Below are 14,555 nucleotides of genomic sequence, written 5' to 3'. Positions count from 1 at the left end.
AAAGGGTAACAGGACAATATAAACAACCGGAATAAATGTATGGTTTGCAAATTGTGATAATTCTTGCAAAGCTGATTGTAAAATCAACAAAAACGGGAATTCGGTCCATTTATACAGCCGTAAATACCAATTACACATTATGGAAATTGTAAGTTACCATGCAATGTACTTTTGATTCTGATTTTGAATTAAAAATTCAGGCTTAATCCTGGCAGAATTATTAAAGGAAAGCCGCACTGAATAAGAAATACCTTATTGAACAGAGTTACAAGTCTGTTCAGATTCGGTAAAATATCATCTTACAGATTTAACTAAACTGAATCAAAGCAAAAACTATGAAGAGTCTTATCCTAATTTTTCTGTTTTCAATAAGCCTGTATGCCTCCTCCCAGATCCCGGGCAGCTTAAATTCAGCTTTCAGCGGGAATGGATGGGATACCATTTACGGGAACAACAATGGATTTGAAATCACCAAAATACTTGTTCAGTCAGATGAAAAACTACTTGTTTGCGCCGAAGCCAATTTCTCAAATGAGGGGCATCAGGCGGTAATTCTCCGTTACAGAACTGATGGCACACCTGATCCCAATTTTGGTGGAGGGGATGGCATGGTGAGGTCAAAGGATGATCCGGGTATTAATTTGTACACCCGCGCTGCCGGTATTAGCCAGCAAAGTACAGGGAAAATAATTGTTGCCGGCGACCAGTTTTACAATACAGAACGCATCTTCCGCCTAAACCCTGATGGCTCACTGGATGCTACTTTCGGAACCGATGGCGTGGTTGATTTAAACAGGCCAAATTCAGAATTTATTTATAAAGTTGCTGTGCTATCGGATGATAGAATTATTGTTTGCGGAAAGGAAAGCCGGTTTGTTGCAGGAGTAATGGTACCCCATGTTTTTCTTTGGAAGTTCTTACCTGATGGTGCCTTGGATATGTCGTTCGGGAATTCAGGGGTGGTGTCATACTACCTAGCGGAATGGGCAATGACCTCCGAAGCTTATTTGGTTATCAATGAATTGTTAGTATCCCCCAACAATGACATCCTTGTAAATCAATCATTTACCAATTACCCCTATAACCATGTGACAATCAGCAAAATGAACGACGATGGATCATTTGATAATTCGTTCGGCAATGAAGGATTTTACACCAGAAGCGTAAAAAGTAATGATGGCAATTATACTTATTCGAGCTCCGCATTACAGGAAGATGGATCTGTAATTTCTACCCTTACAATGCGTGATACAGTTAATATGACCTATACTGAAACAGTTTTCAGAATAAACGCATCAGGACAGAATGACCCTTCTCTTAATATCAATACTGGTATAGCCGATTTTTATCCTGTGAAAACCAAACTCGGTGTTTCTGACAACCTGATTTATTATTGCAGGAAATCCGAATATCAAACAGGATATAGTTTTGATGTTTTACACTGCTACTATTTAAATGGTAGTCCTGTTGTCGGTTTTGGCAATGCAGGCATAGCCTTAATCGACCAGAACGGGATTCCTGCTTCAACGCAGGGGGACATGACAATAGATGGTAATGGAAGAATTTTTATCAGTTCAGGCACTCCCGACCCTTTATCATCAGACAACTCACTTATCCTTACCTCCCAGATAACCGGTGCCGTGAATAATGTATCAGCCAATGAACAATTATTGGCAACAGAATGGTCGGTGTATCCAAATCCCTCTTCTGATTTTGTCTATATAAAAGGCATTACAGAAGAGTTCAAAACAGCAAGACTGGAAGTAAAGAACAGCATTGGCCAGATTATGATCACAAATCCTGACTATAAATTAAATGAGGCTATAAATCTCGGAAACATACCATCTGGATTGTATTTCATATGCCTTTACAGTGAAACGAAAACTTCAAAATTTATAGTCATAAAAAGATAATTAAGCATACGAATTTGATCCTGACTCACAAGCAAATTAATGATGCTACCAATAAGTGGATGATTATAATAGTTAATAGACAAAATGCAATAAATACCCGATTTAATTGAATCAAATAATGAATGAATAATGAAAAAGATACTGACCATAAGCCTGATACTAGCAAGTATAATATTACAAGCCCAACGTTTCGACTGGGTGACCAGTGCGGGATACAGTGGTGTTGCCAACAGCTATTACGGAGCACTTGCTATTGCCCGCGATTCGCAGGGTAATTTATATACCCTGGAGGGTGCCAACGGACAGCAACAATGCCAGGGAATCACTGCAGATCCTTATACAGGAGGCATCACCACATTCCTGTATAAGTTTAATGCTTTGGGAGAAATCCAGTATATAAAACCCATAGGGGTTAATTTTTATCCTCTGAACATACAGGTTGGGGAAAATGACAACCTGTATCTTTTGGGTGCATTATGGGGTGGTTCAACGCTCATTATCGACGGAGTTACGATGACCGGCATAGCAGATCGCAATTATGTAATAAAATTCGATAAAAACGGCAACCTGAAATGGACCGTTCCCAACAATCAAAGCTTTGGTGGATATGCAGGAGCCTGTATGTTGCAGTTTCACGACCACCATATTTATTTTCAGACAGGGAATCTTTCCATCAGCAAACTGGATACCACGGGTCAATATATTTCTACTTTAACCGCTGATGCATTCGATCCTTATACAGCCGTCAATGGCATCCATTTCAAAGGTTCCGGAGTATTTTCAAATGGTGATTTATTATTTTCTGCCACTTCACGGGGCACTTTAACCTATGGCAGCATTACGCTAATTCCCCTGATAGAAACCGGAACCGCCCCCCTGCTGATGCTTCGTACCAGCAGTAACCTGAGTGTAGTGTGGGCCGAATATGTGAATGGCGCAGGCAATCCGGCTGAGAATTATATCCCTGTTACCATTGGAAATGATGATGGTATATATGTGGGGGTGGAAGTTAATTCAACCCTGATTGCAGGCACTGATACCATTGTAAATCCCGGCCCCGGATCAACAAATTACACTGACGGGATTATAAAACTGGATGAAAACGGAAATAAAATATGGCTTAAATCCATTACGACCAATGCCCATGCCTGGAGTATACTTAATAATCCGGACGGAAGCGGTGTATTTTTTGGCGGTGATTTTACCGGGGAACTGGTATTAGGGGCCTTTACAATTAATGCCCTCAATGGAAGGTCCTATATCGCGAAAATAGGTTATGACGGGATATTTCAAAATGCTTTTGCTTTTGTAACCGGGATTGAACTGGGGTCAAAAGTAAAGTCACTGGCCACCAATAATGCAGGTGTTTTTTATGTGGGAGGGAAATTATATACGGGTTCTGTCCCCACTTTCAGCTGTACACCCCGTGACCCCAACAGGGGATTGTACCTGGCGAAATTTACCGAAGAGCCGGATGTGGCACCTCAACCAGTTCTTAACCTTACAGGAAGCCTTCTTACCGCCACTCCTCCCTTTAGTGGAAATATTCAATGGTTTTTAAATGGCGATACCATCACGGGAGCCAATAGTGCATCGTTCCTTGTTACCTCCAATGGGAAATACAGTGTTGCCTACTCTTATATCCCTGCTTGTGTGTCAGTCTCCAGCGAAATAAATATCCTGACAGCCGGCATAAACGTTAATGAATCAGAGGCCTTCACTCTTTACCCTAACCCATTCAGCAATGAAGTTACAATCGTGACAAATGCTACTGCAGGGTTATGTGCCATCACAATTACTGACATCAGTGGCCGATCGCTTTATACTGATACAGTTGAAAGCAGGAACAGTGTAATCGATTTAAGCTTACTCCCTGATGGTATTTATGTTGTTCAATTAAGGGATTCAAAGGGAACCAGTGCAAAAAAGCTTATAAAAAGGAAATAACACTACATCACTGAAGGCTCATTCCACTAAGGATTAAAGTGATATCAAAAACCCACGCAAAGGCAGGAAACAAACATCATTGTTTCCTGCCATGCCTGTGAGATATTTAATGAAACAGGAAGACAGATAGCACGAAAAGCTCAGCTTGAGTGATCACACCACTTGAATGCAAGAACATTTGCCAATTATATGAGACTTTTTCTACTAATAGATATTGAGTAACTGTGAATAAAGACACTATTACACTACGATTTCAGATATATAGGATCGGAACAGGTTCGCAGTCACAAAACTGCCTTACATCTCTTCCTCTTTCTATTGCACCTTTTAACCAGGCTAGCTACCACAAACCTGCTAAGCAGGAGTATATATTTCTGATCCCTGTAAGGGTAAAATGACTTTCAATTGTCTTATATATAAATTGTTTTTATATGAAAAGTTTTATCCTCCTGAGTATTGTTTTTCTTATTGGATTGGGCTGCAATGCTCAATGGGTATTGCAGAATTCCGGAACTTCAAACACACTGAAATCAGTATTTTTTACAGATGAACAAACCGGGTTTATCTGCGGCGAGCAGGGTACACTCCTTAAAACCATAGATGGCGGCACCCAGTGGATGATACAGGATGCAGGTACCGTCAGTTCACTGAATGCTGTTTATTTTATCAATGCTGACACAGGGTATATTGCAGGAAATGATGGGGTAATCCTGAAGACTACTGATGCTGGTGACAGCTGGGAATTAATGAATACAGGGACCACGAGTCAGCTGAATGCCATCCGTTTCGCTGATGCCTTCACAGGCTACGTTTCACGATCAGATTTTAAGGTAGGTAAAACAGTGGATGGAGGGTTAAGCTGGACCTATGCCAGTGCCCCGGCCAACGGGCGATTAAGTATCATTGACACAAATACTGTGTACCTGGTAGGATATGATATGAGCATTTTCAAATCCGACGATGGTGGTTTAAACTGGGATATAAATGTATGGAACCCCTTTTACGGCACTCTGAATGATGTTTGTTTTACAGGCCAATCGACAGGGATTGTTGCGGGAGGAAGCTGGGCACAAGGGTATTCCTACTCTGTGATTAATTATACCCACGATAGCGGTACCAGCTGGCATGGGTGGAACCAGATCAATTCCGGCTGGCTGAATGCTGCTTGTTTTGCTGATTCCACAAATGCTTTTGCAGTTGGACCGGATGGAATTATTTTTTACACTTCAAATGCCGGTATGCAATGGAATAAACAGGTATCAGCTTCAACCTATGATTTGTTATCCGTACACTTTCCCACACCGGAAACAGGTTATGCAGTGGGTGAAGCAGGAACCATAATGAAAACAGTGAATGGAGGTGTGGGAATGAACGAATCCCCGGATGCTAAAAACCGACTGATGGTATCCCCAAATCCAACAAAGGGTGAAATAATAGTTAAATTACCTTCCCACATTTCAGGTGGAATTCTGAGTATTATAGATATACAGGGCAGGGAAGTGATGAGAGAGAATATTCATGCTGAAGAACAATTAATGGACCTGAGCCGCCTTAAGAGTGGATTCTACCTGATAAAAGCCGAAACCGAAGATAGGATTTATGTTGCACCTGTATTGAAAGAGTAAGTGAATAATAGTATTCGTTCTTACCTTTCTTTTTCATTTTCCTCATCCTGATGATTAGAAATAGATGACGGTAAAAGACCGATCTGTGATAATCCATATTCTGAGATCACTCCAATAAACAGTTTTTCGAAACTAAAAAACACATTTGATACTTTTCGGAGAGGATTCAATTCTTAAATGAAAGAATTGCCATATATTATTGAATCTTCATCTCAATTTCATCTATTATTTTTTTTAATTTCAATTTCAATGGAATGATGCGAAAAATCAATCTACTTCCATAAGTTTGTAGGAAAAACATTAAGAAAGGATTCTCTGCCCGGAAACTAACCAAATACCAATAGAACTACATCCCAATTATTCATTCTTCTACATTAATATTCAACTCGTTTCTTCATCTTTAAAACAATTCATTTATGAGATCTAATAGCATTATCCTGGTTATATTCCTTACGGTTGCAAGCTACCTGGCCCAATCACAGAACATCTCAAAATATCTGAACGACGGAGGAGCCTCCAACAGTAAACTGAACCTGAAAATTGGATTTGATCCGATCAATGGAGCTTTACCACTGATTTTTGAGTATGGATTCAGCAAGAAATTTTCACTGGAATTAAGTGCAGCCCCTGTTTCAGTCAAACGTCAGAACTGGTTATATACCGAAGATCCCATGCCCATAGGTGAATCAGGATACGGACTGGCATTCAGCGGAACCATTAAAGTATTTAAGCACACCTTCCCTGAACGGATGTATTTCGGATTGCAGTCAGGGGTCAGCTTTTTTGAAGAAAAAACCATTTACGACTTTGCCTGTGTTAAAATAGGTTACCAACGTGCCATTGTGCGGAAATGGATGCTGGGGTTTGAGGCCGGCTTTGGTTTCAGATACTATAAAGACAACTTCATCATTGCGGAAACCGTTTATCCCGATAATGGAACCCGATTTATGGTCCCTGTTGTCATTCATACAGGTTTCATGCTTTAAGAAAATATAAATATATTATCAGATGAAAAAAATCTCCACCTTTTTGATTGCTCTTTGCATTGCTGGCTTTGTTCATGCACAGCAAATCGGTTTTAAGCTGACTTCAGGCAAACTCCTGCGTGATAAAATCACTGAACGTACAGTGGATATCTCCAGCCTGGGAAATATTAATGGCTATTCCTATTTCCTTTACCATCCATTTATAGCTGTGTTTAACCAGGTAAGCGTGGGCTCAACTGAGAATTTTTACATTGGCAAATTCGACAAGAATCTCAACCTGGTTAAACGCGCCGAAATTGAGCTGAAACAGGATAAGAAAGAGCTAACCTGCGAGGGTGTTCTGCGACTCAAGGATGAGTGTATTGTGTTTTCTTCTTTTCAGAATACAAAAGACAAAAAGCATTACCTGTTCGCACAAAAATTTCAATTTCAACACCCTCCAGCTTGTCCCTAATATCAAGCTCGTCGGGAACTCGATTATGGCAGTCTGCATAAGTATAATAATACAATCTTTCATTACGAGATATCTGCCGACAGTTCAAAAGTGCTGGTATTTTATACCCTGCTGAGCAAAAAGAATGAGACTTTAAATACTGGCATGTATGTCTTCAACCAGGAAATGAAACTGTTATGGAAAAACCTGAATGTTACTGCCAAATTTGCGGGAGGAGTATTTGAATACGACAGGTTCAGGGTTGATAATGAGGGCAATGTTTACCTTTTAGGGAAGCACTATGCTGATAAGGATAATTATTATGATGCTGCCCATTTCAAGGATCGGGGGTTCTTTTCGAATGATGTCTATTACACCGATAAACCCAATTACAGCTATGAGTTGTATAAATATACGGCTAACGATCAAAATGCGGATATTCATCCATTATCCATACCCGGAAAATTTGTCCGAAGCCTGAGTTTTACCCCCACGGGAAATAACTCTATATTTTGTTTTGGGATGTATGCAAAGAGTGAAAAAATCAGTGTGGAAGGTGGATTTGCTTTCACCTATGACCATACGACCAAACAGGTGATTGGACTGAGTACCAAAGAAATGAGCAAGGAACTTATCAGCCAGGACCTTGACCCGACTGAGTTAAAACGTTTCAGGAGAAGCATTGATAACAAGCAGGAATGGGATCCATTTGCCTACATACTGGATAAGGTAAAAACCAAAGGTAACGGCGACAGGTATTTTATTGCTGAACAATACATTGGAGGGACAAAAACAGAGAGAAGTGGAAATATGACAATCTACAGTGCCATACATATGCATAATGACCTGTATGTGGTTAATCTGAACAACGAAAACCAGATTACCCGAATCGACAAGCTGCATAAGCGACAATACTGGCTGAATACTGATACCTATAATTCATATTCCAGTATTGAGAAAAATGGCAACCTTTATTTCATTTACAACTCTTTTGAAGCATCTGATGGTATGTTTAAAAATATTGACGTGGGTAATTCATACATTGCCCGCCTGGATGCGAACGGAAAAGAACAAAAAAGCATTTTCAGAAAGAAGGAGGATAAGGATTCGCCAATGCCAATTCCCCGGACAGGAATTCTGCAACCCGACCATTCCATTATCTTCAGCCTCATGACCTTTAACTACAAGGATTACCAGGTTCAAAAGATCAGCATTACGGAATAGGATAATCGCCCCCAGGCCTGCATCCCTTGACCTATTTCAAGTTTGGAAGAAATACTATCTCAATAACCGGGAAAAATCAACCAATTATTTCAAATGAGGAAAACCGCCTTTTTACTGCTGTTTAATCTGATTTTAAGTGAAGTTTATACACAAAGTATTCAATGTAACGACCCTCAAATCAGGGATGCCGGCAATCTAGCCATAAATACTGTGGAGATCAATGTAAGGCGGGGAATTCTAGCTGCTGGGGGTGATTATGGAGGTGAATGGACAAGAGACATTGCAATAAATTCATGGAATGCTGTAAGTCTCCTTTATCCCGGTGTGGCTGAAAAATCGCTCTGGAGTGTTACCCTTAATAAGGACACGATTGCGCATCAGTATTGGGATAAGATCCTCTGGACTGTATCAGCATTAAATCATTATTATATCACCGGCGACCTTGACTTTCTAAAACAAGCATACCGATGTTCAGAAAATACAATGCGTCAACTTGAATCGCAGGCTTATGATAAGGAATCCGGGTTGTTTACCGGCCCGGCGGTATTTGCCGATGGAATCGCCGGGTATCCGGAACCGATATTTGATAAAAACAATTTCTCTTCCTATGTACTCGATCATCATGCTGCTGATATCAAATGTTTAAGCACCAACTGCCTTTATTACGGAGCTTATCATGCCCTTACAGAGATGGCGGTCATTCTGTATGAAGATGCTCAACTCATCCAAGAGTTTACAATTAAGGGTGATAAGCTGAAGTCGGCCATTTTAAAGTCTTTTTATAATGAGCCGGAACATAAGTTAAATTACATGATGGATCATTCCGGAAAGGTTCATGAATACCAGGAAGCTATGGGATATTCATTTGCCATAATTTTCGGGGTATTGAATCCCTCACAGGCTTATGAACTTACCAGGCATGCAAATATCTCCGACTTTGGGATTCCCTGCCTGTACCCGGATTTCACCCGTTATTCAGCCACACAACCCGGCAGGCACAACAATATTATCTGGCCTATGGCGAACGGATTTTTTGCCAAAGCATGCATCATTGCTGATAATTTCACTGCTTTTAATAAAGAACTGAGCAGCCTGACAAGTCTTGCCCTTGATGAAGACAAAGGCAATTATGAATTCTGGGAAATATACAACCCATATACCGGGAAACCTGATGGAGGTTATCAGGCAATGGGATCGGATAAGCCCAACCATCACTGGAATTCCTGCCGCTTGCAGACCTGGTCGGCAACAGCCTACCTGAATATGATCATTCATGGATTGGCAGGTATGAGATTCAATAATAATAGCCTGAGTTTCGCCCCTTGTTTACCTGAAAAAGTTCATTACCTGAAGCTGACCGATTTAACCTACAGGCATTCGAAGCTAAGTGTGGAAATTACAGGGAACGGACAAAAGATAAAAGCATTCCTGGTTAACGGAATACCTCAGGAACATCCTGTAATCCCGCCGGAGTTCAATCGGGGATCGAGGTATTTATTGAGATGGAATAAGAAGATAAGGGTCCAAAGTTTAGGGGATAATAAAGAAATGGCAGTATATGCAGGTGCAGCATCAAGGCAGGCCCCTATAAATCACACTTTTCATTTTCTCATTTCTGGCTGAAAACAGAAATCATAAAATAATACTATGAAAGTTTTATCCTATACTTTTACCCTGTTAACCCTGATCATCTTTAGCTGCAATAGCTGGCAGGTTCCAGAATCGTATACCGGGCAATGGGTAACGGCTAAAAGCAAGGTAACCGTAAGAACGGAATCCGAAAAAATGAAATTTCATTTTACCCGGGATTCTATTCAAATATCTATCCGGATAAACGGCGATAAGACCGTAACAGGCACTATCGGAGCAGCCAATATCAGAAATGGCTGGTTAAAGAAAAACAGAGGCTTGCCGCCTTCCATCACTGGCATTTCTTATATCATCAGTTTTGATCCTTTAGGAAAGCTATTCCCTGGTGATCCGATAAATGAAAAAAGGATGGAGATATGGCTCAGACCCATTGAGAATGGCGGGTATCTGGAAGCTGAACTGCGTCAAAAGGATCATGCAGACGCATTCCCAATGGCAGGTTTGAAATTCCTTAAAGAAGCAAACGGATATTAATCGTTGAATATCAAAATCAATCATTTTTTCTAAACTGAACTTTATAAATTTCTAAAATAGTAATTCTACTACCCGGAGGATAAACTTGTGTCAATTTATCCAATTTTATTGACTGGAGTTAAAAATCGACCATGATGAAAAAAAAATACACTATTTAACCGGTAATCTTTATAGAAATGAAAAGTATAATCATGTCCCTGGCAGGACTGTTTTCAATGATTATTTCCGTGGGCCAGAATTTTGATAATATGATGTCAAAAAAGCAGGTCGATTGCTCTGATATTGCTTATAACAGTGGTTTGTATTTCGTTCAGTTCGTTTCTGAGAATAAGCTTGATTCTGCCAATCAAATTTTACAATACTGGGAGTCAAAATGTGGAATGAGAGCCTGTTCACAGGGCTAAATTGTTGCTTTCAATCAAACAGGGACACCTCCTGAAGAATCCGTGATCACACAAGGCATTTTCAATTATCTGTTCAATTATCAGTCCCGGATTGCAATGATTCCATATTCAAATTATTATTCCTATGATAATTACAAATCATATTATGGTTATATTCCTCCCGGACAAGAGTTTGATCAATTTACCAGGACTTTAGCCGGGGAATTAAAAAGACATGCAAATCAGGTTCCCTAGAATACCTGCTGACTGAATTCTATAGTGATAACAGCGATACTATTTTTTCAAAATTACAATCTGAAGAATATCGAACATCCAGTTTGGCCATGGAATACCGAAAGGCGGTTTATGAATATGTTATTTTACCGGAACTGCATATGTCGTGGATTACAGGTATTTGGATTCCTACCGGCGAAATGAAAAAATTAGGCATACATCCGGATCTGGGATTCCAAATGGGTTCAAAACACAGGAGAATGAATTATGATGTTACCTTAACTTTCAAGTTCCTGAATTCACCAAATGATTATTATGCCAGAAGGTCATCAGCTGATTCCCTTGAGAAGACCAGCCACTTTTTTGGCGGGCATATTGGTTTCGACCTGGGATATGACCTTTATACCAGGAAACAACATGAAATTCAAGTTACAGGCGGGGTCGCTGTTGATGGATTTGATGCTCTACCGAGGATAAAGACAGGAACTTGAAATCAGCTTCTGCAGCCACTTATAATATAAATGCAGGAGTAGGATACAGGTATTATTTGAAAGATAACCTGTATTTAGGAATCAGGGCCAAATACAATTTTGTGGATTATACGTTAAATCATGTCGTTGATTTCACCGGAAATCCCATTACCATTCAATTTATTGTCGGGGCTTGAACAATGTCCATAAGAAAATGAACCTAAATGCATTACATTATAAATTGAGGAAATAGTCTATCAGATAAGGCAACCATAAAAATCATCATTCTGTTTCTTCACAAAAACAATTGATATTAAAAAGGTGTTTAATAATAAAAAAACATATTGAAACGCATTAGTAAACCATTATAAAACTTGCATTTTGCCAGTCTTTTAGTCTTTGCAGGCATCATTCAGGGATTAGCACAGGAAAACCCACCTGTTGACTTAGTCCTGTACAACACCAGTTCCCGGCAGGACAGCCTGCTTTTGCAGCTTTCAATGCCAAAATCTTGAAGGGATGAAAACCTTTTGATGAAAGTCTTGAAGTGTACCAGGATAATACGGGTGTTCGAAATTTTACCGAAACCATCGAAGCGTTTGCAGGACTTTTGAAAAAGATTATGTGCTTACCCGTGAACTACTGGCAGGAGCCTGGAAGTATTTCCAATCAAAGACTTCGGCGCTATTGAAACCGGAAGCCATACGTTTTGCCATATTGAAAACGGAAAGCCTGATTGTGGCACCTTTCGTTTTTGCATATCTGGAAGTTCACAGAGGGTAATTGGAAGATCAGCCGATTAATTACCTATGGTCATTAGAAACCTGTAATTATCTTTGCTTTGATCATATAAATCAACCTTCAAATAATCAGTAATATTATCATTAAAAATGGAAGTTAACATTTGGTTCTGGGTATTTTTCAACCTTTTGTCCTCATTATGCTAGCCCTCGACCTGGGGGTATTTCATAAGAAACTGCATGTGGTAAGTGTTAAAGAGCCATGACATGGTCGGGGATATGGATCTTCCTGCCTTATGCTTCAATGGATTTATCTACTACCTTTTCGGAGAAACCAAAGCCTTGAATTCTTCACAGGATATGTGATTGAAAAGGCTTTGAGTGTCGACAATATCTTTGTCTTCGTCCTGGTATTCTCCTTTTTGGTATCCCTTCCATTTATCAGCACAAGTCCCTCTTCTGGGTCATCGGAGCCCTGATCATGCGTGTAATCTTTATTTTTGCCGGTGTGGCCCTGCTTGAGAAATTCCACTGGACCATCTATATTTTCGGGCGTTCCTGGTATTTACCGGCATCAGGATGCTGCTGGATAAGGATAAAAATGGATCCCGATAAAAATCCTGTGATCAAACTTTTTCGGAAACTCGTTCCTACCACCCCTAAACTTCACGATGATAAATTCTTCATAAGGATAGACCGGAAACGATATGCCACTCCCCTATTTGTTGTGCTTGTGATGATTGAAGTCACAGACCTGATTTTTGCTGTGGATAGCATCCCTGCTATCCTGGCAGTGACACAGGATCATTTTATCGTTTATACCAGTAATGTTTTTGCTATCCTGGGACTGCGGTCACTCTATTTCGCGCTGGCCAATATTATCGACAGGTTTAAATACGGCTGTAGGACTGGCCATTATCCTGATTTTTGTGGGACTCAAAATGGCCTTGATAGATTTCTTTAAAATCCCGATTCACTATTCGTTACTGGTGATTTTTCTGATCCTTGCCGGCAGTGTGATCTTCTCATTGATAAAAACCAAGAAACATGACCAATCTTCGTTTTGAAAAAGGGGGGCTCAGAGGCCAGACCAAAAATATATTATTCAAATTAATTAGAAAGACACCATGAAATACAAGAAACTGGGAAATACAGGGGTATTACTTTCGGAACTCTGCCTGGGAGCCATGACTTTTGGAGGCAGGGGATACTGGAAAGCTATAGGTGAACTGCCACAGGAAAGCGTGAATGAACTTGTTAAAACAGCCGTGGATGAAGAATTAACTTTACGATACCGCCAACGCTTACTCCGAAGGCCTTTCGGAACTCATGCTTGAAAAGCCCTGAAAGACCTTGGAATATGCCGGCAGGAAGTCTTTATAGCTACCAAGGTTAGGCTTCGGATGGGGAAAGGGGCCAACCAGGTTGGACTTTCCCGCCTGCATATTACCGATTCGGTGAATGATAGCCTTGAACGACTTGGCTTAAGTCATGTGGATATGCTTTATATCCATGGTGTGGACTCCATTACTTCCCTGGAAGAAACGATGCGGGGCCTGGAAGATGTGGTCCGATCCGGGAAAGTCCGATACCTCCCGGAATCAGAACCACCCTGCCTGATGATAGCCAAAGCCAATGGCATAGCCGACAAGATGGCTGGACAAAGTTTGAAGCCAGTCAGAACTATTATAGTATTGCCGGAAGGGATGTGGAAAGGAAATTTTACCCATGGCGCTCAGTGAAGGAATATCCATTATGCCCTGGAGTCCGCTTGCAGGTGGTTTTATCCGGGAAATTCACGAAATATGAAAGGCCTGGCGACAGCCGCCGGGATAACTTCGCTTTCCCTCCAATTCACAAGGAGAAAGCTTATGACATCATCGATGTGATGATAGAAATCCGGAAACCCCATGGCGTATCAGCCGGGGTGGCACTGTTGCATATTTGCTTAATAAGCCCGCCAACCAGCATTATCATCGGGGCAAAACGAAAGGAACGGCTCTTGACAATATTGTAGCCACTCAATTGACCCTTACAGAAGAAGAAATGCTCAGGCTTGACCAGGTGAGTGCTCTTACACCAGAACATCCTGCGCATGGATGCTGGAAAGACAGGGACAAAGCTGTTTTCTTCCTGAAATTAAGGAATCACTCTTTTAATAGCCAAGGCATCAGGACTGATAATCCCTTTTTCGGTAATGATGCCCGTGATCCATTCAGCCGGGTTACATCAAATGCCGGGTTAAAAGCTTTTGAGCCGGGAGAGCTGACCTAATCTTGCGGATTACCCTGTTTCATCAGGCCCTTGCCGGAAGTGCACCTCATCTTCTTCCTTTGTTCATGATTATCTGGCTTCCATCAGCAATAGAAAGATCGAACGCTGAAAGAGGTGCAGCAATATAGAAGAGAATACCAAACTGCCTGGCGATGATAGCTTTTCGAAAGTGCCTATTTTATTGGCGGTATCCCCATTGGCA

The 14,555-nt window shown here is 40.7% G+C and carries 12 protein-coding genes and 2 pseudogenes; all 14 read left to right on the top strand.

Going from position 1 to position 14,555, the window contains the following annotated elements; genetic code table 11:
* Nucleotides 1-335: 335 nt before the first annotated feature.
* The 14 genes and pseudogenes from IPH84_14795 (at nucleotide 336) to IPH84_14730 (ending at nucleotide 14,353) form a co-directional block, all read left to right on the top strand.
* Nucleotides 336-1,913: a T9SS type A sorting domain-containing protein gene (locus IPH84_14795; protein MBK7174460.1), complete on the top strand. Its 1,578-nt coding sequence runs from the start codon at nucleotides 336-338 to the stop codon at nucleotides 1,911-1,913.
* Between the two features lie 129 nt (nucleotides 1,914-2,042).
* Nucleotides 2,043-3,860: a T9SS type A sorting domain-containing protein gene (locus IPH84_14790; GenBank protein ID MBK7174459.1), complete on the top strand. Its 1,818-nt coding sequence runs from the start codon at nucleotides 2,043-2,045 to the stop codon at nucleotides 3,858-3,860.
* 431 nt (nucleotides 3,861-4,291) lie between these two features.
* Entirely contained in the window at nucleotides 4,292-5,485 is a 1,194-nt protein-coding gene (locus tag IPH84_14785; protein ID MBK7174458.1) for a T9SS type A sorting domain-containing protein, read from the top strand.
* Between the two features lie 416 nt (nucleotides 5,486-5,901).
* Complete coding sequence (locus tag IPH84_14780) at nucleotides 5,902-6,471, top strand: hypothetical protein (protein MBK7174457.1); 570 nt, start codon at nucleotides 5,902-5,904, stop codon at nucleotides 6,469-6,471.
* A gap of 22 nt (nucleotides 6,472-6,493) precedes the next feature.
* The gene (locus IPH84_14775) at nucleotides 6,494-6,925 is read left to right on the top strand and encodes a hypothetical protein (GenBank protein MBK7174456.1); all 432 of its coding nucleotides are present in this window, start codon (nucleotides 6,494-6,496) and stop codon (nucleotides 6,923-6,925) included.
* Between the two features lie 165 nt (nucleotides 6,926-7,090).
* On the top strand, nucleotides 7,091-8,128 hold the full coding sequence (locus tag IPH84_14770) for a hypothetical protein (GenBank protein ID MBK7174455.1): 1,038 nt from the start codon (nucleotides 7,091-7,093) through the stop codon (nucleotides 8,126-8,128).
* A gap of 93 nt (nucleotides 8,129-8,221) precedes the next feature.
* Nucleotides 8,222-9,751 carry a hypothetical protein gene (locus IPH84_14765; protein ID MBK7174454.1) on the top strand — a complete coding sequence of 510 codons (1,530 nt, stop codon included), beginning with the start codon at nucleotides 8,222-8,224 and terminating at the stop codon, nucleotides 9,749-9,751.
* Nucleotides 9,752-9,775: 24 nt separating this feature from the next.
* Entirely contained in the window at nucleotides 9,776-10,252 is a 477-nt protein-coding gene (locus IPH84_14760; protein ID MBK7174453.1) for a hypothetical protein, read from the top strand.
* 176 nt (nucleotides 10,253-10,428) lie between these two features.
* Nucleotides 10,429-10,656, top strand: coding sequence for a hypothetical protein (locus IPH84_14755; protein ID MBK7174452.1), 228 nt, complete (start codon nucleotides 10,429-10,431; stop codon nucleotides 10,654-10,656).
* A gap of 96 nt (nucleotides 10,657-10,752) precedes the next feature.
* Nucleotides 10,753-10,890 carry a hypothetical protein gene (locus tag IPH84_14750; protein ID MBK7174451.1) on the top strand — a complete coding sequence of 46 codons (138 nt, stop codon included), beginning with the start codon at nucleotides 10,753-10,755 and terminating at the stop codon, nucleotides 10,888-10,890.
* An 89-nt stretch (nucleotides 10,891-10,979) separates the two neighbouring features.
* Nucleotides 10,980-11,360 carry a hypothetical protein gene (locus tag IPH84_14745; protein ID MBK7174450.1) on the top strand — a complete coding sequence of 127 codons (381 nt, stop codon included), beginning with the start codon at nucleotides 10,980-10,982 and terminating at the stop codon, nucleotides 11,358-11,360.
* On the top strand, nucleotides 11,357-11,536 hold the full coding sequence (locus tag IPH84_14740) for a hypothetical protein (protein MBK7174449.1): 180 nt from the start codon (nucleotides 11,357-11,359) through the stop codon (nucleotides 11,534-11,536). Before IPH84_14745 ends, IPH84_14740 begins: the two co-directional genes overlap by 4 nt.
* A 693-nt stretch (nucleotides 11,537-12,229) precedes the next feature.
* Nucleotides 12,230-13,146: pseudogene (locus IPH84_14735) on the top strand (TerC family protein).
* A 60-nt stretch (nucleotides 13,147-13,206) separates the two neighbouring features.
* Nucleotides 13,207-14,353, top strand: a pseudogene (locus tag IPH84_14730) (aldo/keto reductase).
* Nucleotides 14,354-14,555 lie beyond the last annotated feature (202 nt).

It is taken from the genome of Bacteroidales bacterium (assembly GCA_016707785.1).
GTDB lineage: Bacteria > Bacteroidota > Bacteroidia > Bacteroidales > UBA4417 > UBA4417.
Note: the sequence above shows the minus strand (reverse complement) of the source record. Positions and strands in the feature narration are given on the sequence as shown.